This window comes from Lentzea alba, assembly GCF_047445655.1.
Lineage (GTDB): Bacteria > Actinomycetota > Actinomycetes > Mycobacteriales > Pseudonocardiaceae > Lentzea > Lentzea alba_A.
Window position 1 is genome coordinate 89,695 of record NZ_JAJAEG010000004.1, and the last position, 26,135, is coordinate 115,829.

Annotated in this window: 21 protein-coding genes and 1 pseudogene; 12 read left to right on the forward strand and 10 right to left on the reverse strand. The window is 69.1% G+C overall.

Going from position 1 to position 26,135, the window contains the following annotated elements:
• Nucleotides 1–15: 15 nt before the first annotated feature.
• Nucleotides 16–1,176, reverse strand: a complete 1,161-nt coding sequence (locus LFM09_RS08175; protein WP_414095697.1) for an acyl-CoA dehydrogenase family protein — start codon at nt 1,174–1,176, stop codon at nt 16–18.
• A 45-nt stretch (nt 1,177–1,221) separates the two neighbouring features.
• On the opposite strand from LFM09_RS08175, the gene LFM09_RS08180 reads away from it, so the two are divergent.
• The 10 genes from LFM09_RS08180 (at nt 1,222) to LFM09_RS08225 (ending at nt 10,845) form a co-directional block, all read left to right on the forward strand.
• A complete protein-coding gene (locus LFM09_RS08180) occupies nt 1,222–1,413 on the forward strand; it encodes a ferredoxin (RefSeq protein WP_414095698.1) in 192 nt (63 codons plus the stop codon).
• Nucleotides 1,414–1,505: 92 nt separating this feature from the next.
• Nucleotides 1,506–2,354, forward strand: a complete 849-nt coding sequence (locus tag LFM09_RS08185) for a 3-oxoacyl-ACP reductase (RefSeq protein ID WP_414095699.1) — start codon at nt 1,506–1,508, stop codon at nt 2,352–2,354.
• Between the two features lie 8 nt (nt 2,355–2,362).
• On the forward strand, nt 2,363–3,868 hold the full coding sequence (locus LFM09_RS08190; RefSeq protein WP_414095700.1) for an aldehyde dehydrogenase family protein: 1,506 nt from the start codon (nt 2,363–2,365) through the stop codon (nt 3,866–3,868).
• Nucleotides 3,869–4,615, forward strand: coding sequence for a glucose 1-dehydrogenase (locus tag LFM09_RS08195; protein ID WP_414095701.1), 747 nt, complete (start codon nt 3,869–3,871; stop codon nt 4,613–4,615).
• Nucleotides 4,616–4,977: 362 nt separating this feature from the next.
• Nucleotides 4,978–6,462 (forward strand): alpha/beta fold hydrolase, encoded by a 1,485-nt coding sequence (locus LFM09_RS08200; protein WP_414095702.1) that lies wholly within the window; start codon nt 4,978–4,980, stop codon nt 6,460–6,462.
• 110 nt (nt 6,463–6,572) lie between these two features.
• Nucleotides 6,573–7,688 (forward strand): acyl-CoA dehydrogenase family protein, encoded by a 1,116-nt coding sequence (locus tag LFM09_RS08205; protein WP_414095703.1) that lies wholly within the window; start codon nt 6,573–6,575, stop codon nt 7,686–7,688.
• On the forward strand, nt 7,685–8,623 hold the full coding sequence (locus LFM09_RS08210) for an LLM class F420-dependent oxidoreductase (RefSeq protein ID WP_414095704.1): 939 nt from the start codon (nt 7,685–7,687) through the stop codon (nt 8,621–8,623). Before LFM09_RS08205 ends, LFM09_RS08210 begins: the two co-directional genes overlap by 4 nt.
• Nucleotides 8,620–9,048, forward strand: a complete 429-nt coding sequence (locus LFM09_RS08215) for a winged helix-turn-helix transcriptional regulator (RefSeq protein ID WP_414095705.1) — start codon at nt 8,620–8,622, stop codon at nt 9,046–9,048. Before LFM09_RS08210 ends, LFM09_RS08215 begins: the two co-directional genes overlap by 4 nt.
• A 76-nt stretch (nt 9,049–9,124) precedes the next feature.
• Nucleotides 9,125–10,075 (forward strand): ATP-binding cassette domain-containing protein, encoded by a 951-nt coding sequence (locus LFM09_RS08220; RefSeq protein WP_414095706.1) that lies wholly within the window; start codon nt 9,125–9,127, stop codon nt 10,073–10,075.
• Nucleotides 10,072–10,845: an ABC transporter permease gene (locus LFM09_RS08225; RefSeq protein WP_414095707.1), complete on the forward strand. Its 774-nt coding sequence runs from the start codon at nt 10,072–10,074 to the stop codon at nt 10,843–10,845. The genes LFM09_RS08220 and LFM09_RS08225 overlap by 4 nt, the downstream gene beginning before the upstream one ends.
• 1 nt (nt 10,846) lies before the next feature.
• Here LFM09_RS08225 and LFM09_RS08230 read toward each other — a convergent pair whose 3' ends face one another.
• Entirely contained in the window at nt 10,847–13,891 is a 3,045-nt protein-coding gene (locus LFM09_RS08230) for a BTAD domain-containing putative transcriptional regulator (protein ID WP_414095708.1), read from the reverse strand.
• A 9-nt stretch (nt 13,892–13,900) separates the two neighbouring features.
• A complete protein-coding gene (locus LFM09_RS08235) occupies nt 13,901–14,752 on the reverse strand; it encodes a phosphotransferase family protein (RefSeq protein ID WP_414095709.1) in 852 nt (283 codons plus the stop codon).
• Between the two features lie 18 nt (nt 14,753–14,770).
• Here LFM09_RS08235 and LFM09_RS08240 point away from each other — a divergent pair, with 18 nt between their 5' ends.
• Entirely contained in the window at nt 14,771–16,018 is a 1,248-nt protein-coding gene (locus LFM09_RS08240; RefSeq protein ID WP_414095710.1) for a lanthionine synthetase LanC family protein, read from the forward strand.
• Here the strand turns inward: LFM09_RS08240 and LFM09_RS08245 are convergent.
• From LFM09_RS08245 to LFM09_RS08275, 7 genes and pseudogenes are all read right to left on the reverse strand, one after another.
• Nucleotides 16,015–17,005: pseudogene (locus tag LFM09_RS08245) on the reverse strand (LLM class flavin-dependent oxidoreductase). The gene LFM09_RS08240 and the pseudogene LFM09_RS08245 overlap by 4 nt on opposite strands.
• Before the next feature lie 50 nt (nt 17,006–17,055).
• Nucleotides 17,056–19,887 carry a glycoside hydrolase family 2 TIM barrel-domain containing protein gene (locus tag LFM09_RS08250; protein ID WP_414095711.1) on the reverse strand — a complete coding sequence of 944 codons (2,832 nt, stop codon included), beginning with the start codon at nt 19,885–19,887 and terminating at the stop codon, nt 17,056–17,058.
• Between the two features lie 4 nt (nt 19,888–19,891).
• Nucleotides 19,892–20,704, reverse strand: coding sequence for a carbohydrate ABC transporter permease (locus tag LFM09_RS08255; protein WP_414095712.1), 813 nt, complete (start codon nt 20,702–20,704; stop codon nt 19,892–19,894).
• The gene (locus tag LFM09_RS08260; RefSeq protein WP_414095713.1) at nt 20,701–21,603 is read right to left on the reverse strand and encodes a carbohydrate ABC transporter permease; all 903 of its coding nucleotides are present in this window, start codon (nt 21,601–21,603) and stop codon (nt 20,701–20,703) included. The genes LFM09_RS08255 and LFM09_RS08260 overlap by 4 nt, the downstream gene beginning before the upstream one ends.
• Nucleotides 21,600–22,880 carry an ABC transporter substrate-binding protein gene (locus LFM09_RS08265; protein WP_414095714.1) on the reverse strand — a complete coding sequence of 427 codons (1,281 nt, stop codon included), beginning with the start codon at nt 22,878–22,880 and terminating at the stop codon, nt 21,600–21,602. The genes LFM09_RS08260 and LFM09_RS08265 overlap by 4 nt, the downstream gene beginning before the upstream one ends.
• Nucleotides 22,881–22,968: 88 nt before the next feature.
• Entirely contained in the window at nt 22,969–23,949 is a 981-nt protein-coding gene (locus LFM09_RS08270; protein WP_414095715.1) for a LacI family DNA-binding transcriptional regulator, read from the reverse strand.
• 4 nt (nt 23,950–23,953) lie between these two features.
• The gene (locus tag LFM09_RS08275) at nt 23,954–24,823 is read right to left on the reverse strand and encodes a LysR substrate-binding domain-containing protein (RefSeq protein WP_414095716.1); all 870 of its coding nucleotides are present in this window, start codon (nt 24,821–24,823) and stop codon (nt 23,954–23,956) included.
• A 78-nt stretch (nt 24,824–24,901) separates the two neighbouring features.
• Here LFM09_RS08275 and LFM09_RS08280 point away from each other — a divergent pair, with 78 nt between their 5' ends.
• The gene (locus tag LFM09_RS08280; protein WP_414095717.1) at nt 24,902–26,131 is read left to right on the forward strand and encodes an aspartate aminotransferase family protein; all 1,230 of its coding nucleotides are present in this window, start codon (nt 24,902–24,904) and stop codon (nt 26,129–26,131) included.
• The last annotated feature ends 4 nt before the right edge of the window (nt 26,132–26,135 follow it).

Consider the following 26,135-nt stretch of genomic DNA (forward strand, 5'->3'; position numbering starts at 1 on the left):
GTTGTCGAGGCGCTGTTATCGAGGTACTGCGGGCAGCCCGAGGCCGGCCCGCGCGATGATGTCCCGCTGGATCTCGTTGGTGCCGCCGCCGAACGTCAGGATCAGCGACGAGCGGTGCATGCGCTCCACCCGGCCCTGCAGCACCGCGCCCGGCGAGCCGCCGCGCACGATTCCGTTGGCGCCCAGCACTTCCATCAGCAGCCGGTAGCCCTCGGTGGCGAACTCGGTGCCGAACACCTTGGTGGCGGAGGCTTCCGCGGGGGAGGGCGCCTCGTCACCACCGGAGGCGATCCGCCAGTTGATCAGCTTGAGGAACTCGGTCTTGGCGTGCACGCGGGCCAGGTGCAGCCGCACCCACTCGTGTTCCAGAGCACCGGTTTCCTGCGCCCATTGACGAACTTCGCGCAGCGCGGTCTGCAGCGGCGCGGCCGAGCACAGCGCGACGCGTTCGTGGTTGAGCTGGTTGGTGATGAGCTTCCAGCCCTTGTGCTCCTCGCCGATCAGGTTCGCCGCCGGCACGCGCACGTTGTCGTAGAAGGTCGCGCTGGTGGTCGGGCCGGACATCGTCGGCACAGGCGTCCACGAGAAGCCCTCGGAGGCGGTCGGCACGATGATGATGCTCAACCCGCGGTGCCGCTGGGATTCCTGGTCGGTACGACAGGCCAGCCACACGAAGTCCGCGTACTGGACGAGGCTCGTCCACATCTTCTGGCCGTTGATGACGTAGTCCGAACCGTCGCGGACTGCCCGAGTGCGCAACGAAGCGAGGTCGGTGCCCGCCTCCGGCTCCGAATATCCGATGGCGAAGTGGATCTCGCCGGAAGCGATTTTCGGCAGGTAGAACGCCTTCTGCTCGGGCGTCCCGTAGGCCATGATCGTCGGCCCGATCGAGTTCAGCGTCAGGAACGGCACCGGCGCACCGGCCGCGGACGCCTCGTCCAGGAAGATCAGCTGCTCGATCATCGGCCGGTCGCGACCGCCGTACTCCTGCGGCCAGCCGATGGTCAGCCAGCCGTCCAGCCCCATCCGGCGGACGGTGTCCTTGTACACCTCGGCGTCGCCGTAGTCGCTGCTGCCGCTGAGTCCTGCCCGGCGTTCCGGCGTCATGAGCGCGGCGAAGTACGCCCGCAACTCCTGGCGCAACTGCTCCTGTTCGGGCGTGAAACCGATGCGCATGCCCGCTACTCTAGAACAAGTTCTACCTGATGTCAGGAGGCCGTGATGAAGGTCGACGTCGACCCTTCGCTGTGCGAGGCGCACGGTGAGTGCATGTCGATCCTGCCTGAGGTGTTTGACCTTGACGACGACGAGGTTCTGCAGATCCGGGAGGGTGAGCTCGCCGGTGCCGAGGTGCCGCTGGCGGAACGGGCCGTCGCGTCCTGCCCGAAGGGGGCACTTCGCCTCTCACGCTGATGGGCCTTGTCGCGAACAGGAACAGATTCTAGTGTGCGACGAGTACTCGCAGGACGCGCTCTTCGACTGACACATTCACTTGGGAGTCTTCTGTGGACCTCGCGGGGAAGGTCGCCGTCGTCACCGGCGCGGGTGCCGGGCTCGGGCGTGCGGAAGCGTTGGAGCTCGCACGCGCCGGTGCGTCGATCGTGCTGAACGACCTGCCGGGATCGGCCGATGCCGCTGCGGCCGAGATCGAGGAACTGGGCGCGAAATGCGTCGTCGTCGAGGGTGACGTGGGGGAGCGGAGCACCGCGGACGCCCTGGTCACCGCGGCGATCGAGCAGTTCGGCGGGCTGCACGTGGTCGTGAACAACGCCGGCGTGCTGCGCGACCGGATGCTGTTCAACATGTCCGACGAGGACTGGGACCTCGTCGTGAGAGTGCACCTGCGAGGCCACTTCCTGTTGTCGCGCAACGCGGCCTCGCTGTGGAAGCAGCAGTCGAAGGCGGCCGGCGAACCGGTCTACGCGCGGATCATCAACACCTCGTCGGAGGCATTCCTGCTCGGTTCCGAAGGGCAGGCCAACTACGCGGCGGCCAAGGCGGGCATCGCGGCCCTGACGGTGGCGACCGCGCGCGGCACGTCCCGCTATGGCGTGCGGGCCAACGCGATCTGCCCACGCGCCCGCACGCAGATGACGGCCCACGTCTTCGGTGAGGCGCCGGAAGGCGACGACTCGCTGGCGCCCGAGCACGTCGCGAAGTTCGTGGCACACCTGGCAGGCCCGTCCGGCGACAAGATCAACGGCCAGGTCTTCGTCGTGCACGGCGGCATGGTCGCGCTGATGGCACCGCCCGCGGTGGAGCAGAAGTTCGGCGCCTTCACCGATCTCGACGGCTACTTCGCCGACCGCGATCCCCAGAAGACTTTCTCGTGCACCGAAACGATGTCCCTGTAGGAGGAGCTGTGACGCTCACCGTGCAACCGCACCGCGAGACGCTCGGCCTGAAGGACGGCCGGCTCCTCATCGGAGGGGAGTACCGCGAGACGGACGAGGCCTGGACCCATCGCCACCCCGCGACCGGCGAGGAGATCGGCCACTTCGCCATCGCCTCCGCCCAGGACGTCGACGCCGCGGTGCAGGCCGCCCGCAAGGCGTTCGACGACGGCAGGTGGTCGAACGCCCGTGCCACGCAACGCATCAAGGTGCTGCGCAAGTACGCGGACCTCCTGCGGGAGAACGCCGACGAGCTGCGCGGCCTGCAGGCGCTGGACAACGGTGTGCCGCTGTCGTTCGGGCAGATCTACGCGACCTCGGTCGGCATCGCGGCCGACATCTTCGACCACCACGCGGGCTGGATCGACAAGGTCGGCGGGCAGACCCTGCCGCCCTACCAGGGCGGCGACCACCTCGCGATGACGTTCCGCGAGCCCGTCGGCGTGGTCGCGGCGATCCTGCCGTGGAACGCGCCGTTCGTGCTCTTCGCCCAGAAACTCGCCCCCGCACTGGCCGCGGGCTGCACGGTCGTCGTGAAGCCGTCGGAGTACGCGAGCTTCTGCGTGATCCGCATGGTGGAGCTGCTGATCGAGGCCGGCCTCCCGGAGGGCGTGGTCAACCTCGTCACCGGCCCCGGCACCACGACCGGTGAAGCCCTGATCACCCACCCGCTGGTCGACAAGATCAGCTTCACCGGCAGTCGCGGTATCGGCCGCCGCATCGTCGAAGCCTCGGCGGGCACGATGAAGCGCGTTTCGCTGGAACTGGGCGGGAAGTCGCCCGCACTCGTGTTCGCGGACGCCCCGAACGTCGGCCTCGCCGCGATGACCTGCATGGGCATGGTCACGATGGGGCTGTCCGGCCAGGCGTGCGTCGCGCACACGCGGGCGTTGGTGCAGCGCGAGATCCAGGACGAGTTCGTCGCCACCGCCCAGATGCTCGCGGGCGCCGTCACGTTCGGCGACCCGTTCGACCCCGGCGTGCTCGCCAGCCCGTTGATCAACGAGAAGCAGCTCGACCGCGTGCTCGGCTACATCCAGCGCGGCGAGGAGGAGGGTGCTCGCAAGGTCGTCGGCGGCAACCGGCTCGAAGGCGACCTCGCCTCCGGGAACTTCGTCGCACCAACGATTTTCGCGGATGTCAGCAACGACATGACCATCGCGCGCGAGGAGATCTTCGGCCCGGTGCTCACCGTCGTGCCGTTCGACGACGAAGAAGAAGCCATCCGCATCGCGAACGACACCGAGTACGGCCTGGGTGCCGGCGTCTACACGAACGACGTGCGCAGGGCGTTCCGCGTCTCGAAGTCGTTGCGCGTGGGCATGGTCGGCATCAACGGCTTCCAGCTGGAGCCGCACCTCCCGTTCGGTGGCTACAAGCAGTCGGGGCTCGGCCGCGAGGGCGGCCAGAGCGCCTACGAGGCCTACACCGAGCTGAAGACCGTGATGATGCCGCTGACCGACGAGATGATGTAGATGAGGCTGGACGGGAAAGTCGCCCTGATCACCGGTGCGGCCCGCGGTCAGGGCGCGGCCGCGGCGCGCCGGTTCGTCGACGAGGGCGCACGCGTGATGCTCACCGACGTCCTCGACGACCAGGGCAAGGAACTGGCCGCCGAACTCGGCGCGGAGTACTGCCACCTCGACGTGTCGAGCGAGGACGAGTGGGCCGAGGCGATCTCGTTCACCACGAGCACGTTCGGCGACATCACCGTGCTCGTGAACAACGCCGGGATCCTGCACTTCTCGGCGCTGGCCGACACCACGCTCGCCGACTACCAGCGGGTGATCGGGATCAACCAGGTCGGCACGTTCCTCGGCATGCGCGCGGTGGTTGAGTCGATGACGCGGGCAGGCGGCGGCTCGATCGTGAACGTGTCGTCCGTGGAGGGGCTGGGCGGCATGCCGTACCTGGTCGCGTACACGGCTTCGAAGTTCGCCATCCGCGGGATGACCAAGGTGGCCGCGATGGAGCTCGGCCAGCACGGCATCCGGGTCAACTCCGTGCACCCCGGCGCGATCAACACCCCGATGGTCGGCGAGGCGCTGGGCCGGCCGGTCGACATCTCGCCGGTAGGCAAGAAGGTCGCGCTGCGCCGGGTCGGTCAGCCGGACGACGTCGCGAACGTGGTGTTGTTCCTGGCCAGCGATGAGAGCGCGTACTGCACCGGCGGCGAGTTCGTAGTGGATGGAGGAGCGACCGCGACGCACGCCCTGAGCTGATCCCCGGCCGCTCGTATCAGGGCGGCACCTGTGTGCGGCCCTACGACGTGTCGGATCAGGCTCATCCTCGCAGGCTCAGCGAGGCGCGCGGCCACACCGACCGCGTCTACTCGATGTCGTTCTCTCCGGACGGACGTGGTTGGCCACGGCCGGTATCGATCGCACGGCTGCGGCTGAATTGGTCAGTGGTTGTTGTTCAACTGTCCGACCTCGAACGTGAACAATCCTTCGTGGCTAGCGTCCCTGGTGACGTCCGCGCCGCGATCTGGGGGCGGCGCGGGCGTCGAATCCGCGTTCGACGCAAGGCAACCAGGTCGGTCTCGACAGCGTCTCCATGATCGAGACCTACCTGGGGAGAAAATGTGAAAACTCTGTTGGTCACGGCTGCGCTCATACTGGGGATGGCGCCGGCCGCCATCGCTGAACCCGACGTGGAGACACCGGCGCTGACGTGGCAGGACTGTCAGGACGGCTTCCAGTGCTCGACCGCTCGGGTGCCGCTGGACTACGACAGGCCGACCGGCACGAAGATCGACCTCTCGCTGATCCGGCTGCCCGCGACCGACCCGTCGAAGCGGATCGGCTCGCTGTTCGTGAACTTCGGCGGACCCGGCGCGTCCGGGGTCGACCGGCTGCGGGCGCGCGGCAAGTGGGAGTGGCTGTTCTCGCCCGAGCTGCGGGCGCGGTTCGACGTCGTGTCGTGGGACCAGCGGGGGATCGGTCGTTCCGCGACCGTGCGGTGCTTCGACAGCGTCGAGGAGCAGCAGCAGTTCCTGAACGCCATCCCGGTGTACCCGAACGCCGAGCCGGACGAACCGGCGTTCTACGACAGCTATCGCGAGTTCGTGAAGCGGTGCGAGCAGAAGTCCGGCGATCTGCTGGACCACGTCTCGTCCGCGAACACGGCGCGTGATCTCGACCAGCTGCGCAAGGCCGTGGGCGACAAGAAGCTGACCTACCACGGCATTTCGTACGGCACGCACCTCGGTGCGATCTACGCCAACATGTTCCCGAACAAGGTGCGCGCGCTCGCGTTCGACGGCGCGTTGGACTTCATCGGCAACGCGACCGGGCACGGCAACGAGGGCTCGACCGTTCCGCTGGACACGCGCCAGGACGTGCCGCGTGGCATCGCCGAGACGTTCGACCAGTTCCTGACGCAGTGCGCGGCTCCGGGCGCGAAGTGCGCGTTCGCGGGCGGTGACCTGCGCAAGAAGTGGGCGGACCTGGTGACCAAGGTGTCGGAAGCTGCGGTGACCACGCCGGACGGCCGGTTCGACCGCGTCACGTTGATCAGCACCGTCTGGGACGCGCTGGCGCAGCCGGACACGTGGCAGGACACCGCGCGGATCCTGCAGGGCGTCTGGGAGGCGCCGGCCTCGATGCGGGCGGCGTCGGCGGACTACATCACCAACCGGTTCGAGGCGTTCAACGCGGTCCAGTGCTCGGACAGCAACTTCCCCCGCAATGCGGCCGTGTACTCCGAGTACGGCGCGAGCGAGGACATCCGTGTGCCGTACTGGGGTCGTGCGGTGGTGTTCGACATGATGGCCTGCGCGTTCTGGCAGGGCCGTGATGACGACCGCTACACCGGTCCGTGGAAGCGGTGGACGTCCGCGCCGATCCTGTTCATCAACAGCCGGTTCGACCCGTCCACGCCGTTGCACGGGGCTGAGGACGGTGCCGAGGAGATGGCTCGCACGGGGTTCCTGACCGTTGAGGGTGCTGGGCACACCTCGATGTACGTGCGGAGTGCTTGCACGGAGAAGGTGAAGCGGGAGTACCTCTTCACCGGGGTCCTGCCGGTGCAGAAGACGTGTGGGATCGACAAGGCGCCGTTCGCCTAGGTCGGCTTTGAGAAGGGGCTCCACCGCGCTGGTGGGGCCCCTTCTTGCGTTCGAGGTCGCGTCTGCGGTAAGAAAACTGAACCGGTAAGAAAAGTGAACCAGGAGGCCCGGTGACAGTGTTGACCGACGACACCACGCTGCTTGCAGCTGCCCGCACCATCGCCGACCTGGCCCGGGAGTCCGCCCCCACGACCGAATCGGCTCGTGCCCTCGCATCACCCCTGCTCGATGCGATCCGCGCGGAAGGCCTGTTCAGCCTCGGCGTGCCTCAATCCCTCGGCGGTCTGGAACGCCCACCGGCCGAGACTCTGGCCGTCGCCGAGACGATCGCGCGCGGTGACGCCTCCACGGGTTGGTGCGTGTCCATCGCGGCCACCAGCGGACTGCTCGGCGCGTACCTGCCTGATGAGGGTGCCGCCGAGGTGTTCGCGGACCCTCGGTCGGCCACTGCCGGTGTGTGGGCGCCCAAGGGGCGTGGCCAGGCGGTGGACGGCGGTGTCGTGGTGTCCGGGCGCTGGTCGTTCTGCTCCGGGATCGGGCACGCCGACTGGCTGTTCGCCGGGTTCGTGCTCGACGGCGTGCTGAAGGTGGCGGCGTTGCCCAAGTCGTCGCTGGAGGTGCTGGACACCTGGCACACCACCGGGTTGCGCGGCACCGGCAGTCACGACTCTGTGGCGCGGGACGTGTTCGTGCCTTCGTCGCGAATTCTGTCCGTTTTGGACGGTCCGGTGCGGTCCGGTGCGCTGTACCGCTTCCCGGTGTTCGGGTTCTTCGCGCTGTCGGTCGCGGCGGCTGCGCTGGGCAACGCTTTCGGTGCGCTGGACGACTTCGTGGCGCTGGCCGGCCGGCGCAGCCCGCTCGGATCCAGCCGCACGCTGGCCGAACGCTCCTCGACGCAGGCTGCGGTGGCCGAGTCGTCGGCTGCACTGCGGGCTGCTCGGGCGTTCTTCTACGAGGCCGTCGGTGAGGCCTGGCAGGGTGGGCCGTCGGTGCAGGAGCGGGTCGGGTTGCGGCTGGCCGCGACGCACGCGACCCGCACGGCTCGGCAGGTCGTCTCGAACCTCTACGACCTGGCCGGTGGTGGCGCGATCTACGACGGGGCGGCGATCCAGCGCCGGTTCCGGGACGCACACACGGCCAGCGCTCACTTCCAGGTCAACGCCGCGTCGTTCGAGCTGCCGGGACGCGTGCTGCTCGGCGTGCCCGCGCAGACGGAGCAGTTGTGAGCTCTGTCGGTGTGGTGACGCCGTTCTGGCTGGACCGGCCGCCGTCGGAAGCCCTGGACATCGCGGTCGCCGCCGACGAGACCGGGTTCGGGACGTTGTGGATCGGCGAGATGGCGACGTTCGACGCCTTTGCCCTGGCCACCGCCGCCGGCCTGCGCACGTCGAACATCTCGTTGAAGATCGGTCCTCTCGCGGTGGGTGTGCGGAGTCCGGTGGCACTGGCGCTCGGACTGTCCACAGTGGTCGCCACGACCGGCCGGCGGGCGAGCCTCGCGTTGGGCGCTTCTAGCCCGCGGATCGTCACCGAGTGGCACGGCCGGCCGTTCGAACCGGTGCGCCTGATGCGCCAGACGGTGAGGGACACCCGTGCGATCCTCGACGGCAACCGCGTGAACGGATTCCGGCTGCAGCAAGCGGTTCCCGGCACGTCGATCTCGGTCGCCGCGTTCGGCCCGGCGATGCTGCGGGCGGCCGCGGAGGAAGCCGACGAGGTGGTGCTCAACCTGGTCAGCGCCGGCCACGTCGCCCAGGTCCGGAGCGAGCTCACTCAGGCCCGCGTGCCGCCGCCGATCGCGGTGTGGATCCCGGCCGCGCTCGACCCCGGTCCGGACACGCTCCGCCAGTTGCGCTCGCAGCTGGCCGTCTACCTGGCTCCGCCCGGCTACGGCGAGATGTTCACCGCGCTCGGCCACGGTGAACTGGTCGAGAGGGCACGCGCCGGTGCGCCGCGAGCCTCGCTTGCGCAAGACATCCCGGTGTCGTTGCTCGAAGCCGTAGGTGTTCTGGGGTCTGCGGAGGACATCGCACGGGGTGTCCAGGAGTACTTCGACGCGGGCGCCGAGCACGTGGGACTCGTGCCGGCGACAGCGGAAGACCCCGCCGGGCGCCGACTGCTGACCACGCTCTCTCCACTGCTTGCGACAGGAGGCCGATGACCGAGCTCGACCGCCGGTTCCGCGGCGAGTCCGTTGGGCGCGCGCTGGACCTCGTGGGGGAGAAGTGGACGCTTCTCATCCTGCGCGAGGCCTTCTTCGGCGTGCGGCGCTACGGCCAGTTCGTGCGCAACCTGACGATCCCGCGCCCGACCCTGTCCGCTCGGCTGAAGACGCTCGTCGAGGCCGGGTTGCTGGACCGGGTGCCGTACGCGGAGGACCGCGACGAGTACCGCCTCACGCAGGCGGGGCTGGAGCTGTTCCCCGCGATCGTGATCCTGATGAAGTGGGGTGACCGGTACGTGCCGGATCTCGAGGGCCCGGCCGTGGTGCTCGAACACAACCCGTGCGGGCAGGTGGGCGACGCGTACCTCGCGTGCCGGTGCTGCGGCGAGGAGATCACCACGCACAACGTGACGGCCCGCTAGACAGCCGCTGTCAGTGCACTGTGCGCGTCCTGTCAGCGGCCGGGCGCACAGTTCCTCTCGAACACAGGGAGGAACGATGTCGCTGGCGATCAGGGCAGAAGGCCTGGTCAAGCACTTCGGAGAGACCAAAGCCCTCGACGGGGTGGATCTCGAGGTGCCGGAGGGGAAGGTCGTGGGGGTGCTCGGGCCGAACGGCGCGGGCAAGACCACGGCGGTGCGGGTGCTGGCCACGTTGCTGCGCCCGGACGCGGGACACGCCACGGTCGGGGGCTACGACGTGCTCAAGAACCCGCGGGCGGTGCGGTCGATCATCGGGCTGACCGGGCAGTACGCGTCGGTGGACGAGGACCTGTCGGGCACCGAGAACCTGGTGCTGCTGGCCCGGCTGCTGGACTTCTCGCGCACGGGGGCGCGAGCGCGGGCGGCCGAGCTGCTGGAGCAGTTCGAGCTGACCGACGCCGCGGGCCGGGCCGCGAAGACGTACTCCGGGGGCATGCGTCGCCGGCTCGACCTCGCGGCCAGCCTGGTCGGCAGCCCGTCCGTGCTGTACCTGGACGAGCCGACCACCGGGCTGGACCCGCACGCGCGCAACGAGGTGTGGGCGGTGGTGCGCAAGCTCGTCGCGAACGGCGTGACGGTGCTGCTCACCACGCAGTACCTGGAGGAGGCCGACCAGCTCGCGGACACGATCACGGTGTTCGACCACGGCCTGGTGGTGGCCGAGGGCAGACCGGACGAGCTGAAGCGGCGCGTCGGCGGGCAGACGTTGCAGGTGCGGCCGACCTCGGCGCACGACCTCGACGTGGTCTACCGGATTCTCGGTGACCTGACAGGAGCTCAGCCGGTCCGCGACGACGACACGGGTTTGCTGACCGCGCCGGTCAACGATCCGGTGCTGCTGTCCACTTTGGTCCGAAAGCTCGACGAGGCGGGCATCACCGCGGACGAGCTGGCGTTGCGGCTGCCGTCGCTCGACGAGGTCTTCCTCGCGCTGACCGGCAAGCAGCAGGAGAGGAGCCTGGCATGACCACGATCGCGTTGAACCGGGGCGTGCGGCACGGCTTCACGCTGGCCTGGCGGGGCATGCTGAAGATCCGCAAGAACCCCGAGCAGCTGATGGACGTGACGATCGGGCCCATCATCCTGCTCCTGCTGTTCACCTACATCTTCGGCGGGGCGCTCGCCGGCAGCATCGACGGCTACCTGCAGATGCTCGTACCGGGCATCCTGGTGATGAACATCCTGCAGGCAAGCATGACCGCGGGCGTGCAGCTGAACACGGACGTCTCCAAGGGCGTCTTCGACAGGTTCCGCGCCATGCCGATCGCGCGCTCGGCGCCGTTGATCGGGGCGGTCCTCGCGGACGTCGTGCGGTACGTCGTGTGCGTGCTGGTGCTGCTGGTCGTCGCCACGGTGATGGGCTTCCGGGTGCAGACCGGCCCGGTGGAGCTGCTGATCGCGGTCGGCCTGGCGATCGTGTTCGGGCTGTGCTTCTGCTGGGCGGCGGTGTTCGTCGGCATGCTGCTCAAGACCCCGCAGGCCGTGCAGGGCGTCATGATCGTGCTGATCATGCCGTTGACGTTCGGCAGCAACGTGTTCGTCGGCACCGCCACGATGCCGGGCTGGCTGAAGGCGTGGGCGGACATCAGTCCGGTGACGCTGATGTCGGACGCGTTGCGCGGCCTGCTCAACGGCGGCGCGATCGCGGGACCGCTCGTGGGGTCGCTGATCTGGATGGCCGCGGCGGTCGCGGTGTTCTTCCCGCTCGCGATGTGGGCCTACCGCAAGCGGGTGTGAGTCAGTCTTCGCGGATGCCCGCTTCTCCGCGGATCTCCTGGAGCGCCTCGGGTTTCGTGACCTGGGGCGCTTCCGGTTCTCCGATCTCGGCGACCAGGCGGCGCACGTCGGGGTCGCCGAGGTCGAGCCGGCCGCGCACCGCCTTGGTGAGCGCGAGCAGCCTTCTCGCGGCGTCGTCACGGCCCTGCGCGTGCCGGATCTGGGCGAGCAGTTCGGCGACCGTGGCCACGTCCGGCATGTCGCCGCGGTCCGAGGTCGACTCGATCGCCGCGGCGACCCGGGCCTCGGCTCCGGTGAGGTCGTTGTCGGCGATCGCGATGCGCGCGTCGAGCACCGCGGACCACTCCGCGACGAACGAGCCGAGCACGGTCGACGTGGTGGCGGCCTCTTTGAAGTGGGCGCTCAGTGCGCGTGCCTCAGCGACGCGGCCGGAGCGCAGGAGGACCTCGGCCTTCGCGTAGCTCAGCATGAGCGCCATCTGGTCGTTGCCGAGCCTGTCGACGTACTGCTCCGCCTTGGCGATCTCGCGTTCGGCGGTGGCGTGGTCGCCGAGCCGGGCGTACTCCGCGGCGAGCCGCCAGTGCTGCTGCACGGCGTCGTCCTGCGAGCGCAGCTCCAGCGCCACGTCGAGGCCGCGCTGGTAGAGCGCGATCGCGGCCTGGTTGTCGCCGGTGTGCGAGACGAACGCGGCTTTCAGGCCGAGCGTCATCGCCGATCCCCACCGGTCACCAGCGGCCACGAACTGCTCGTACGCGCGATCGCGAGCCAGCTCGGCGCCGTCGAGGTCGCCCTCGTCGACCAGGATGAAGCTCATCGCCCAGTCGGCCGCCGCCCGTGCCCACGGGTCGTCGCTCCCGGCCGCCCGGTCCACCTCGCGGCGCGCCAGTTCGTGGTTGTGGCTGAGGAACGCGAGCATCGGCAACGCGAGCGCCAACGACGGGTACTTCTGCGTGGCGCCGGTGCGCACGCAGTCGTCGATGATCGCCGCGGCGTCGTCCTTGTGCGCCTGGCCGGGCATCGCGTTCATGATCAGTTCCATCGCGCGGAACGTGGCGGACAGGTCCTCCGGCATGTGCTCGCCGAGCGCGAGGACGTCGTGCACCGACATCGCGGCACGTTCGTTGTCGCCCTTGACCAGCCAGTACCAGAACACGCCGCCGAGCAGGTCCGCCGCCAGCTCGACCTCGTGGTCGTCGATGGCGCCGCGCAGGGCCGCGATGATGTTGTCGTGCTCGTCCTCGTACACCGTGATCGCCTCGAGCTGGCGGGCGGTGCGGGTCAGCGGTTCCCAGTGCTGGGCGAGGTCGCGGTAGTAGCGGCGGAACCGCGCGGTCGTCTCGGCGCGTTCGCCGGAGGCCTCCAGCTGCTCTGCCGCGTAGACCCGGATCGTCTCCAGCATCCGGTACCGCGGCGCGTCGGCGAGGTCCACAATGGACTTCTCGACCAGTGAGGTGAGCACGTACAACGCGTCGGGATGGCAGACCTGCTCGATCGCGGCCAGGTCGGCGCCGGCCGGGAACACCGAGAGCCGGCGCGCGAGCTGCAGCTCCTCCTCGGTCAGCAGGTCCCAGCTCCACTCCACCACGGCGCGCAGCGTGCGTTGCCGGGGAAGTGCCGTGCGGCTGCCCGAGGTGAGCAACCGGAACCTGTCGTCGAGTCGTTGAGTGATCTGCTGGACCGTCATGGACCGCAGGCGCGCGGCGGCCAGCTCCAGTGCGAGCGGCATGCCGTCGAGCCTGCGGCAGATCTGCCTGACGTCGTCCACAGTGGACTCGTCCAGCCGGAAGCCCGGTCTCACCGCTTTCGCCCGGTCCAGGAACAGCCGCACCGCGCCGAACCCGCCGACGTCGGCCTGCCCGTTGGGCACGGCGAGCGGCCCCAGCGGGTAGAGCGACTCGCCGTCGATCGCGAGCGGCTCCCGGCTGGTCGCGATCACCCGCAGGTTCGGCACCCGCCGCAGCAGCTCGCCGCAGAACTCGGCCGCCGGGGTGATGAGGTGCTCGCAGTTGTCCAGCACCAGCAACGAGTCCCCGGCGCCGAGCACCTCCGCGATCCGGTGCATGCCCTCGCTGCTCCGCCGCAACGGATCCCCGCCGAAGGTCACGTCGAACGCGCCCAGCACCGCTCCGGCGAGGTCCTCCGCCGCCCGCACGCCGGCGAGCGCCGCGAACCAGACGCGTCCCTTGGTGTGCAACGGATGCCGCGCCGCGACCTCGGTGGCCAGCCGCGTCTTGCCCGCGCCGCCCGGCCCCACCAGCGTCACCAGCCGCGCGTCGTTCAGGAGTCCACTCACTTGCGTGAGCTCGTCGTCACGGCCCACGAAGCTGGTGAGCCGCACCGGCAACCGGTCGACCGCGGCCCGCGGCCCCAGCTCCCCGCGCAACGCCGCGAGGTGGATCTCCTGCAGCTCGGCCGAGGGGTCGACGCCCAGCTCGTCGGCGAGCCTCCCGCGCACCTCCGCGTAGACGTGCAGCGCCTCGGACTGCCTGCCCTGCGCGCACAACGCCCGCATCAACAGTCCCGCCAGCCGTTCGCGCAGCGGGTGCTTCTCGTGCAGCGCGGTCAGCGCGGGCACGTCGAGCTCGCCGCGCTCTTCCTCGGACGCCAGCCGCGCTTCTTCGAGCCTTGCCGCCGCTGCTTGAGCGAACGGCGCTTCTCTCACGTCGGCGAGCGCCTCACCGCGCCACAGTTGGAGCGCTTCGTCGAGCCGCCCGGCGGCGCGCAGTCGTTCGAACCGGAAGACGTCGACGTCGTCCTGCTCGACGCCGAGCCGATAGCCGCCCGGCTCCAGCGTCACGTCGGGACAGACCTTGCGCAGCCGCGAGACCAGCGACTGCAGGGCGTTCGACGCGTCCGCGGGCGGCTGCTCGCCCCACAGGTCGTCGATCAGCGTCGTGGTCGGGACCGGGCGGCCGGGATCGAGCGCCAGCCGGGCCAGGAGCATGCGAACGCGGGCACCACCGATGTCGACCGGTGTGCCGTCCTCGGCCGCCATCTCCGTCGGCCCCAGCAACGCCACGCGCACCAGTCCAGCTTCCCAGATCACCGGGAGTGGTCAGGCGAGAACCGCCAGCGCCTTGTCCAGCGCCTCCCTGATCAGGCGTTCCACCTCCCGGTCGGTGAGGCCGCGCGGTACCCGTTCGGTGAGCATGATCGAGTAGAGGTACGCCTGGTAGGTGGCGAGCCGGACGCGTGCGGAGTCGGTGAACTCGAAGCCGTACGCGGTCAGGAAGTCCTCGTCGTCCTCGATCTCGCGGAACAGCGCCAGCGACACGAACTCCGCGACCGGATCGCCCCAGAACGCGCGCTCGCCGTCGACCAGCCCGGTCAGGCCGGTGTCGGTCAGGACGTTGCCGTCCCAGAGGTCGAAATGCACCAAACTCGGACGTTTCACCTCGTCGAGCACCCTGGTGTTCAGCGGGATCTCCGGCAGCGTGACGCCGTACCGTTCGGCGTCGTTCAGCACGGCGTCGAACATCGCCGTGAACGCCTCTCGCCACGTCTGGTGCAGGCCGAGCTGGGGATAGCCGAAGCCGGGACCGGTGACCTCGTGCAACTTCGCGACCGCCGTGCCGAGCTGGCGGCGGATCGACGGGCGGTCGACGTCGGACCGGCCGTGGAGCGGTTCGCCCGGCAGGCAGGTCATCAGCAGGACGTCACGATCGGTGAAGTCGGTGTGCACCACCTCCGGCACCGGTGCGACCGAGGAGCCGAGTCTGCAGAACAACGCCTCGGTGCGCGTGAGATGGCGTTCATAGGTCAGTCCTGGCTGGTCGGGCGCGATCTTGAGGACGAAGTCGCCCTCGGGCGAGGTGACGCGGTAGACCTCGTTGTACGTGCCGCCGCCGAGCGGGCGAACCGTGAAATCGGTCAGGCCTGCCGCTTCCAGCATCCGCTCCACGGTCACCAATGTAATGATCGAGCGATGGGGACGTACTGGGGGACCGCCGAGTCGGCGTGGCGGTGGGTGCTGGATCAGGTGCGGTACGACGACGAGGTGTGGATCCCGGACGCGGTCGGTGAGGAGCTGAATCCCCGCTACCACTACGGGATGTACTCGGGTGTGGCCGGGCTGGCGCACGTGCTGGCGGAGATCCGGTTGTGCCGGGCGTGGACGGACGAGGAGCAGCGGCTGGCGGACGTGCTGGCCGCGCAGGTCCGTGCGGGCATCGGGAAGGTCACCGACTGCTCGTTCTTCGGAGGCCTGCCCAGCGCGATCGGGGTGCTGACGGCGTTGGATGCGCCTGGGCGTGAGGAAGCCGTCGCCAGGACGCTCGAACTGTCCACACCGGACGGATGGGCGGTGGACTTCCTCACGGCGGACCACTATCTCCCTGGTGCTCGCGTCCACGATCTGGGGTTGGGCACGGCGGGGGTCCTGCTGGCCGCCGTGTGGGCGCGGCGGCACGGTGTGGCGGGGGCCGGGGAGCTCGCCGAGGTGGCGGCCGGGGTGCTGCTCGCCGAGCGCGAGGAGGTGCCGGTCGGTGCCAACTGGCGGTGGATTCCGGAGCGTTTCACCACGAACGGTTACCAGATGCCCAACTTTTCGCATGGCCTTTCGGGGATCGCGACCGCGCTGGCGTTGGCCGGCGCCGAGTTCGATCGGCCGGATCTGGTCAAAGCGGCCGCGGAGGGTGCCGAGCACCTCGTGACGTTGGCGGATCTCTCCGATGGCGGGTTCCGGGTGTGGCCTCGCCTACCGCTCGACGAGAACCCATTCAGCTACGGCTGGTGCCATGGGCCGACCGGAACCTCGTTGCTGTGGCCTGCTTTGCGGCACGCCGGAGTGTCTGAAGTGGGCGGTCGCGACGTGATGGACTGGCATCGGCGGTGTCTGCACAGCATTCGCGTGTCAGGTCTGCCCGAGCGGCTCTATCCGGGCTTCTGGGACAACGACGGCCGGTGCTGCGGGACCGCGGGTGTGGGCGACGTGCTGCTCGATTGCGGGCAGGACCTGGACTTCGCGCTGCACCTGGCCGATGTTGTGGTCTCGCGGGCGTCGCCGGACGGGGCCGGGGTGTGCTGGCGGTTCATCGAGCACCAGAACGAGGACCCGCTGTTGCCTCCCGGCATCGGGTGGATGCAGGGCGCGGCGGGCATCGCGGCCTTCCTCTTCCACGCGGGTCGTCCCGACTCGGCGGTGGCGCGCATGGACAACTGGTGGGTCCTCTAGGCAGGGCTCCAGCCGAGTTCCGGGCCCAGCTTCGTGGCGATGTCGGCGAGGATCTGCACGTAGTCCTCGTGCGCGAAGCTGAACGGCAGCGCGAACGCGACCTCGTCGACCTCCTGGAACGCCGCGTGCGCGTACAGCTGCTCGGCGATCTCGGCGGACGTGCCGATCAGGTCGCGGGCGAACATGAACCGGCGCGGCCCGACCGGTGCGGCGGTGCGGGCGGTGCGGTGGTCGACGTAGGCCTGGTACTTCGCGCGCTGTTCCGGGGTGGCCGAGTCGGTCGGGATGACCACCAGCCCCTGCGAGACCCGGCCGCCGCCGTGCTCGCGGAACGTGCGGATGTGCGACAGCTGGATCTCCGCGAAGTCCTCGGACTGCTCGGCCTGGACCACGTTGCTGCACAACAGGTTCAGGCCGTGCTCACCTGCCCACCGCGCCGACCGCAGGCTCCCGCCGCCGTACCACATGCGTTCGCTCAGGCCTGCTGAGTGAGGCTGGACGCGGTCCGAGAACACCTCGATGCCCTCGGTGCCGCTGAAGTCCGTGACCTTCTCGCCCTTGACGAAGCCCAGCAGCCGTTCGAGCCGCTGGTAGCTGAAGTCCTCGACGTCCGCGGTGTCCGGGTACAGCGCGTGCTTGACGTCGTCGTAGTGCATCGGCTGCCCGACGCTGACGCCGGGGTTGAGCCGCCCGCCGGACAGCACGTCGCTCCGCCAGCCGCAGCGGGTTCTCCCAGCCCAGCGGGATGACCGCGGTGCCGAGGCTGATCCGGCTGGTCCGCTGGCTGGCGGCGGCCAGGATCGCGATCGGCGAGGAGATGCCGAACTGCAGGTGCCGATGCCGCACCCACGCGCTGTCGAACCCGAGCTCCTCACCACGCTCGATGATGTCGAGCGTGGTCCGATGGCCGGCGCCCGGATCGTGCTCGTCGAACAGCCCGATGGTGAGAAAACCCAGCTTCCGCAACGGCTCTGACTTCCGCGGCATTTCCGGCCCCTCCTCGGTCATCCTCCTTCCGAGCGTAGGTGACGTCTCAACTATGTCCGCATGCTGGGACAGAAGTTGACCGCGAAGCTCGCCTTCTGCGCGTGCAGCCGGTACTGCGGCAGCACGCCCGGCCCGCACGACGCCGTGCCCAGGCCGTGCTGGGCCAGGTCGAGGTTCAGGTAGACGCGGTCACGCGGCTTCAGGTCGGTGGTGTGCTGCGCCGCGTCGAGGTCCTCGCTGGTCCAGCGGCGGGCGGTGAAGTCGAACACCGGCTCGCCCACGACACCGATGTCGCCGATCCGCAGCCAGCGGACGTTCGCCCGGTTGCCGTTCTCCTGCGGGAAGACGTACGGGGTCTGCAGGGCGTCCACAGTGGACTCGAAGCGGCCGATCCGTGCTGACTGGCGGCTGTCCGCGTAGGCCTCGCCCGGGCCGGCGCCGAACCACTCGACGCTGCTCAGCTCGCCGGGAAGGGCGAGCCTGAGGCCGAGCCGGGGGAGCGTGCACGGCCAGTCGCCGTCGGGGGTGACGTCGAGCTGGAGGCGCAGGCGGTCGCCGTCGGCGGTCCAGGTGTAGTCGGCGAACATGCCGAACCCCCAGCTCGGGGGCGCCACGCGGGTGCGCACGACCAGCTCGTTCTCCTGGGCGCCGACCTCGATGACGCGGTGCTGCAGGCGGTGCAGCCCAGCCTCGCGCCAGGCTCGTTCCTCCGGGTTGTCGGAGCCGCGGTCGTTGTCGGTGGGGGCGCGCCACAGGTCGAGGCGCGGGCCCTCGACGGGGTGGTCGCCGAGGCGGGTCAGGAGTCCGGTCGCCGGGTCGAACTCGCCGGGGCCGAGCCACAGGACGTCGCCGACGCCGACGAGCTCGACGGCGCTGATCGGGTTGGTGGGCGCGGCCTCGGTGATGGAGATCTGGCCCCAGGCGACGGTGTGGCCTGCCTCGGCCCAGGTGGTGGGCGCGGCGAGGGTGGCTCGGACGGTCAGCCAGCCTTCGCCGGTGGCAAGTGGGGCGGTGGGGGCGGAGGGCGTGGGTAGATCGGTGGTGTCGGGTTGGCCGGTGGTGACGTCCAGGTCGGGCAGCGCGATGTCGACGTGCTGCCCGGCAGCCACCGGCGGCACCTCAAGCGACCCCTCGGCGACCTCCACCCCGTCGACCTCGTACACCCACTCGAACTTCAGGTGGTCGAGCGAGATGTGGTCGTAGAAGCTGGCGATCCGGACACCCGCCGAAGTCCCCGTGATCCGCACCGGCTCGAAGACCTTCGCGAACTCCAGCAGCCCCGGCGATGGCGTGCGGTCCGGGAACACCAGCCCGTCGATCACGAAGTTGCCGTCGTGGATCGACTCGCCGAAGTCGCCGCCGTACGCGTAGTGCCCGTCCCGTTCGAGCCCGTGGTCGATCCACTCCCAGATGAACCCGCCCTGCACGTGCCGGTACCGCTCGAACAGCTCGCGGTACTCGAGCATCCCGCCCGGTCCGTTGCCCATCGCGTGCGCGAACTCGCACAGCACGAACGGCATGTCCGCACGCGTGCGGCCGATCTCGTCGACTTCCTCGTGCGAGGCGTACATGCGGCTGTAGACGTCGACGTACTCGCAGTCGAAGTCGCCTTCGTAGTGCACCGGGCGCGACGGGTCGCGGTCGCGGGCCCACGAAGCCATCGCCGCGAGGTTGCGGCCGGTGTGGGACTCGTTGCCCAGCGACCACAGCAGAACAGACGGGTGGTTCTTGTCGCGCTCCACCATCCGGCGCATCCGGTCCACACAGGACTCGGCCCAGCGCGGGTCGTCGCTCGGGTTGCCGGCCCAGTCGAGCTCACCGAAGCCGTGGGTCTCCAGGTCGCACTCGTCGATGACCCACAGGCCGTACTCGTCGCACAGCGCCAGGAAACGCGGGTCCGGCGGGTAGTGGCTGGTGCGCACGGCGTTGACGTTGTGCTGCTTCATCAACAGGATGTCGGCGACGGCGAACTCGCTGGGCACCGCGCGGCCGAACCGGGGGTGGTGCTCGTGCCGGTTCACGCCGCGGAACACGATCCGCGCGCCGTTGACCAGCAAAACGCCGTCAGTGATCTCGACGGTCCGGAAGCCGATCCGCACCGGCACGTGTTCGACGGCCGTGTGGACGACGCCGTCGTACAGCCGCGGGCTCTCCGCGCTCCACGGTTCGACCGCGACGGACACGGACTGGCCCTCCGGCAAGTCCACCACACCCAGTTCAGGCACGGTGACAAGACCGCCGTCGACCGACAACGTGCCGAGCCCGGTCACGTGGTCGTACGAGGCGTGCACCTCAAAGTCCGCAACGCCACCGCGCGGCCGCGACAGCAGCGTCACCGAGCGGAAGATCCCGGACAGCCACCACATGTCCTGGTCTTCCAGGTAGCTGCCGGACGACCACTGGTGCACTCGCACGACGAGCACGTTCCCCTTGGGCTGCAACAGGTGCCCGACCTCGAACTCGGACGGGAGCCGGCTGCCGCGCGTCACGCCGAGCTCGACCCCGTTGAGCCACACCAGTCCGCACGAGTCGATGCCGTCGAACCGCAGCACCGCCGGTTCGTCGGGCCAGGACGCCGGCAGGTCGAACACCAGCCGGTGGTCACCGGTCGGGTTCTCGGACGGCACGAACGGCGGTTCGACCGGGAACGGGTAGCGCACGTTGGTGTACGCGGGCGAACCGTGGCCCTGCAACTGCCAGTGACCCGGCACGGTGATCGTGTCCCAGTCGTCGCCGCCGAAGTCGACGGGAGCCGCGGCGGCCGACGGTGACAGCCGGAAGTCCCAGGTCCCGTTGAGCGACAGGGAAGCCGCGTCGGAGGTGAAGAAGGCGCGCGGCGGCAGGACCCCGGTGCCCGGACCCATGTCCTCGATGTACGACAAAACTTCAGCCTTTCAGAGCGCCAGCAGCGATGTTGCGGATGAAGTGGCGTGCGCCGAACAGGAACACGATCACCAGCGGCACGATCGCCACCAGCGTCCCGGCCATCACGACGGCGTAGTCACGCATGTAGAGGCCGTTGAGCTGCGACAACGCGACCTGCAGCGTCACGTTGTTCGAGTCGATCAACACCACCAGCGGCCACAGGTAGTCGTTCCACGTGTTGACGAACGTGAAGATCCCGAGGAACGCCAAAGCAGGTCGCAGCACCGGCAGCCCGACAGACAGGTAGGTGCGGAAGAAGCCCGCGCCGTCGACCCGCGCGGCCTCCAGCAGCTCGTCTGGAATCGCGCCGCGGGCGTACTGGCGCATCCAGAAGATGCCGAACGCGTTGGCCGCCGCCGGGATGATCAAGGCCTTCAGGTCGCCGACCCACCCGAACGCCGCCATCAGGTTGAACTGCGGGATCGCCGCGAGCTGCGTCGGCACCACGAACGTCGCCAGCAGGATCCCGAACAGCACGTTGCTGCCGGGGAAGTCGTACTTGGCGAACGTGAAGGCGGCCAGCGAGTCGAAGAACAGCACCAGCAACGTCGTCGCGATCGCCACGATCAGCGTGTTCAGCACCGAACCGAAGAAGTCGACCTTCGCGAACACCTCGCCGATGTTCTCGAAGAGGTGCCCGCCGAACCAGAAGCTCGGCGGCGACGAGTAGATGGTCCCGGTGGTGTTCGAGGCCATCACCGCGAGCTGGTAGTACGGGAACAACGTGATCAGCGCGCCGACGACCAGCGCGAGGTACGTGAATGCGCGGCTCACCTGCTCGCTCCGTTCAGCTGTGACCTCAATTTGGGCGGGCGTTGCACGAGCCGCCAGTTGAGGATCGAGAAGAGGACGACCACGACGAAGATGCCCCACGCGATCGCGGCGCCGTAACCGAAGTCGTTGTCGGCGAAGGCGGTGTTGTAGAAGTAGAGGACCATCGTCATGCCCGCGCCCTCGGGGCCGCCGCGGTTGCCGAGCAGGATCTGCGACTCGGTGAAGATCTGCAGGCCGCCGATCGCGGACATCACGACCGAGAACAGCAACACCGGGCGCAGCAACGGAAGCGTGACCCGGAAGAACGTCTGCACCGGCCCGGCGCCGTCGAGCTTCGCGGCCTCGAAGACGTCGGACGGCAACGCCTGCAGCCCGGCCAGCAGGATGATCGCGTTGTAGCCGGTCCAGCGCCAGATGATCATCAACGAGATCGCGACCCTGATCGCCCACGGATCGCTCAGCCACTGCACCGGATCGACGCCGACGATCCCCAGGAACCAGTTGAAAACACCGAAGTCGGCGGAGAAGAACGACCCGAACACCAAAGACATCGCCACGATCGACGTGACGTTCGGCAGGAAGTACGCCACCCGCAGCACGCCCTTGTGGCGCACCGAGGAGTTCAGGCCCAGCGCGACGAGCATCGACAGGATCAGCATCGGGATCGTCGACATCACCCAGATGATCAGGGTGTTGCCGATCGCGTCCCAGAACGCGGTGTCGGTGAGCAGGAACCGGAAGTTCTCCAGCCCCACGAACTTCATCGGGCTGACGCCGTTCCACCGCTGCAGCGACAGCCACAGCGAGTAGACCACCGGGTAGACCCCGAACACGGCGAACAGCACGAAGAACGGCGCGATCGCCAGGTACTGCGGCAAGAACCGCCACCTGCGATTCATGACAGCACCCCCTGCCGGCGCAGCAGCCGCTCGACGGCCGTCTGGGCGTCTTCCCAGGCGCGGTCCGGGTCCTTGCCCGCGCTCTCGACGTTCGTGAGCTCGTCGGTGTAGGTGTCGCTGATCGAGATGTCGTACGGCGAGAAGTAGACGGGCTGGACCTCCTCGGCGATCTTGCCGAACACCTCCATCGTCACCTGGCCGCCGAAGAACTCCTCGGGCGCGAGCACCCGCGGGTCGGAGAAAGCGGCCGGGCTGGACGGGAACAGGCCGAGCTCCACATAGGAGGCAGCCAGGTTCTCCGGTGACAGCACCCACTTCACGATGTCGTACGCACCCTGCGGATCGGGGCAGTACTTCGTGATCGCGAGGAACGAGCCGCCCTGGTTGCCGGGACCGCCCGGCGGCCGGCACACGCGCCACCTCCCGGACGTGGCGGCCGCTGACTGCTTGATGTTGCCGGTGATCCAGGAGGCGTTGACGAACGCGATCTCCTTGCCGGTGTTCCAGGCCGCGAGCCGGTCGATGCCCTCACCGGTGGCCGAACCCGCGTACCCCGCGGTGAGGCCCAGCTGGAACGCCTTGACCGCGCGGTCCCACGCGCGCCGCACCTGCGACTGGTCCGCGAGGTAGCGGTTCTGCCGGTCGAGGTACTTCTGCTTCTCCTGCGCGAGCGAGTACGTGAACACCATCTTCGTGTCGGTGATCAGGTACCGGCCGGGCAGCTTCTCCTTGACCCGCTGGGCGAACTCGAAGTAGTCGTCCCAGGTGGACAGTGCGGAGGACACCGCGTCGGGCTCGGTGGGCAGACCGGCCTCACCGAACAGGTCGTGCCGGTAGTACAGCGCGGCCGGCCCGATGTCGATCGGGAAGCCGAGCTGGAACCCGTCCGGGCTGCGGCCCGCCTGCCACTTCCACGGCAGGTACTTCGGCTCGTCCTGCGCGGCGCCCAGCGCGTTGAGGTCGGCGAAGCGGTCGGTGGCGCTGAAGTACGTCGAGATGCCGTCGCCGAGCATCGTGATGTCCGGCAGGTAGGCCTCGCCGGACAGGGCCGCGAGCAGCCGCTGGTTCAGCTCGCCGCTGATCTTGGACGGCGTCAGCTTCTGCGCGGGGAAGCGCTGCACGGCCTCGGCGAGCACCTTCTCGGACACGCCGTTCGTGGAGTACCAGAGCGTGAGGCGGCCGGGATTGGCCGTGGTGGGACTGGTGCACGCCCCCAGCGCGGTGGCGCCGAGCGTGGCCGCCAGCCCGCCGAGAAACCTGCGTCGAGTCAACGTCATCGGGGACCCTCCAGGAGCCCGTGAACGCTCCCGTGAACGTTCACGGATTGCCGCGAAGCATGCGCAGAAGGATCGGAAGTGTCAAGGGTCAGGCTGATTCGCGCACTAGAAGAACAGCGTTGACCTGCAGTTCTTCTCCCGGCAGGGTGTCGCCGGCCAGCAGCCGGCCCGCCTGTTCGATCGCGAGCGCACCCACCCGCGCCGTGTCGAGCGCGACGCTGGTCAGCGCGGGGTGGACCACCGTGCCGAGCTGGAGTCCGTCGAATCCGATCACGGCGAGGTCGGCGGGCACGGCCCTGCCGAGCTGCCGCGCGGCCCGGAGTGCGCCGATCGCGATGATGTCGTTGAACGTGAACACGGCGGTCAGGTCCGGATGGCCGCTCAACAGGTTCGTCAACGCTTCGGCGCCACCGTCGACCGACTGCACGGCGTTTCCGACGGCCTCGGCGTTCAGCCCGTGCGCGGTCATCGCGTCGGCGAACCACGTGCGGCGGATGCTCGGTTCGGCACGGCCCGCGTGGTCGAGCATGCCGATCTGCCGGTGACCTCGGGTGACGAGGTGGTCGACGGCCTCGCGCACACCCGTCGCGCCCTCGACGCGGATCGAGCTGAACCGCGGCGTGCTGTGCTCGCGCCCGATCAGCACGGCCGGGATGCCTTTGAGGTGACCGTCGAGCTCGGCCTCGTCCAGGCTGAAGTACCCGACCACGGCGTCCACCTGGGCCACCACGACCTCCAGCGTGCCGCGCTCCTCGTCGATGCTGTCGGCGGTGTCGTAAACGATCACGTGCCAGCCGCGGGCGCGCGCGGCCTCCAGCGCTCCGGCGGCGACCTCGGTGAAGAACGGGTTGAGCAGGTCGGGGATGACGAGCCCGATCGTGGTGCTGTCCTGGCGCACCAGCCCGCGGGCGAACCGGCTCGGCCGATAGCCGAGGTCGCGCGCGGCGTCCAGGACGCGCTGCTTGGTGCTGCCGTCGATCTCGCCCTTGTCGTTGAGCGCACGTGACACCGTCTGCCGTGAGACCCCGGCGGCCTCTGCGACGTCGTTGATCGTCACGCGCTTGCTCAAGTGATCACCTCTCGTCCGACTGCGACCGAGTATGCAGGGCATCAAGCACCACGGTGATCGCGGCGCGCGAGTCCCGGCGCACCGCAGCGGTGATCCGGCGGGTCTCCGGCAGCTCTTTTGTGAGTACGTCGAACCGGGGGTCGACGGCCATCGCCGGCAGGATCGCGACCGCCAGCCCGGCCTCGACGTGCTTGAGCGTGAGCATGTAGTTGCTGAACCGGCCGATCACCCGCGGCTCGAAGCCCGCTTGCCGGCACAGCCGCGTGGCCAGGTTCGCCATGTACGAGCCGGGGATGTCGAACGCCCAGGGCTCGTCCTTGCACGCCGCGAGGTCGGTCTTGGGCTGTCCGGGTGGAGTGAGCAGCACGATCGGGTCCTGCCCGAGCGGCACGACGTCGATGTCGGACGGCACCGGGAGCCCGACGAAGTCCGTGGTCGTGATGATCACGTCGACCTCGCCCGCCAGCAGCGCGGGCATGCTCGCGTGGGGTTCCAGCTCGACCAGTTCCACGTGCAGGTGGGGGTGGTCGAGCTGCTGCAGCGCGGGCACGGCCAGCATGTGGATCGCGCTCTGGAACGCGCCGAGCCGGACCCGTCCGGACGGCTCCTGGCTGAGGCCGCGCAGCTCGGCCTCCACCGCCTCCATCTGGTCGAGGATCGACCGCGCCCGCCGCGCCAGGATCAGCCCGGCTGACGTCAGCCGCACCCGCCGCCCGGTGCGTTCGAGCAGCTGCGTGCGCGTCTCGGCTTCGAGCACCGCGAGCTGCTGCGACACGCTCGAAGCACTCAGGTTCGCGGCCTGTGCCACCGCCCGGACCGTGCCCAGCGCGTCGAGCTGGCTGAGCAGGCGCAGGCGCCACGGGTTCAGCGTCATGCTGTTCAGTATTTCCGAACAGCGAACGTGGAATTGTGAGATGGACCCGACGCTCACCCGCTCGTAGCGTTTCAGGGCATGGAGACCTTCTGGGAGGACGTCGACCGCCACCTCGTCCGCTACGGCGGCACGTTCACGCGGGAGATCATCGACAGCGCGGCGGGCAGCTTCCTGTTCACCGAGGACGGCCGCCGGATCCTGGACTTCACGTCCGGGCAGATGAGCGCGATCCTCGGCCACTCGCACCCGCGGATCGTCTCGACCGTGCAGCGGCAGATCGCGAACCTGGACCACCTGTTCAGCGGCATGCTCAGCCGTCCGGTCGTGGACCTGGCGCGCAGGCTCGCCGAGACGTTGCCACCGTCGTTGTCGAAGGTGCAGCTGCTGACCACCGGCGCCGAGTCGAACGAGGCCGCGCTGCGCATGGCCAAGCTCGTGACCAGCAAGCACGAGGTGGTGGCGTTCGCCCGCTCGTGGCACGGCATGACCGCGGCCGCCGCAGCCGCCACCTACAGCGCCGGCCGCAAGGGGTACGGGCCGGCGACACCGGGCAACTTCGCGATCCCAGCACCGTCCGATGACTGGCAGGCGCAGCTGGACCTGGCGTTCGACCTGATCGACGCGCAGTCCGTGGGGTCCTTGGCCGCGTGCATCGTGGAGCCGATCCTGAGCTCGGGCGGCATCCTGGAACCGCCGCTGGGCTACTTCGCCGCGTTGCAACAGAAGTGCCGTGAGCGCGGGATGTTGCTGATCCTGGACGAGGCTCAGACCGGGTTGTGCCGCACGGGAACCTGGTACGCGTTCGAGCGCGACGGCGTGGTGCCGGACATCCTGACGTTGTCCAAGACCCTGGGCGCCGGGTTGCCTTTGGCCGCGGTGATCACCTCGGCCGAGATCGAGGAAGAGGCCTTCTCTCGCAACTACCTGTTCTTCACGACGCACGTGTCGGACCCGCTGGTGGCTGCGGTCGGCAACACCGTGCTGGACGTGCTGGTCGAGGAACGGCTGGACGAGCGTGCCTCAAAGCTCGGAGCGTTCCTGCGCAACGGGTTGGACGACATCGCGGCTCGGCACTCACTGGTGTCCGACGTGCGCGGGCGTGGGCTGCTGGTCGGGCTGGAGATCGCCGACGAGTCGCTGAGCGCCCCGATCACCCAGAAGTGCCTGGACCTCGGGCTGCACATGAACATCGTGCAGATCCCGGGCATGGGCGGGGTGTTCCGGATCGCACCGCCTTTGACGGCGTCCGAGGAGGAACTGGCGCTCGGGCTGAGCATCCTCGACGAGGCGATCGGGTCCGCGGGGTGACCGG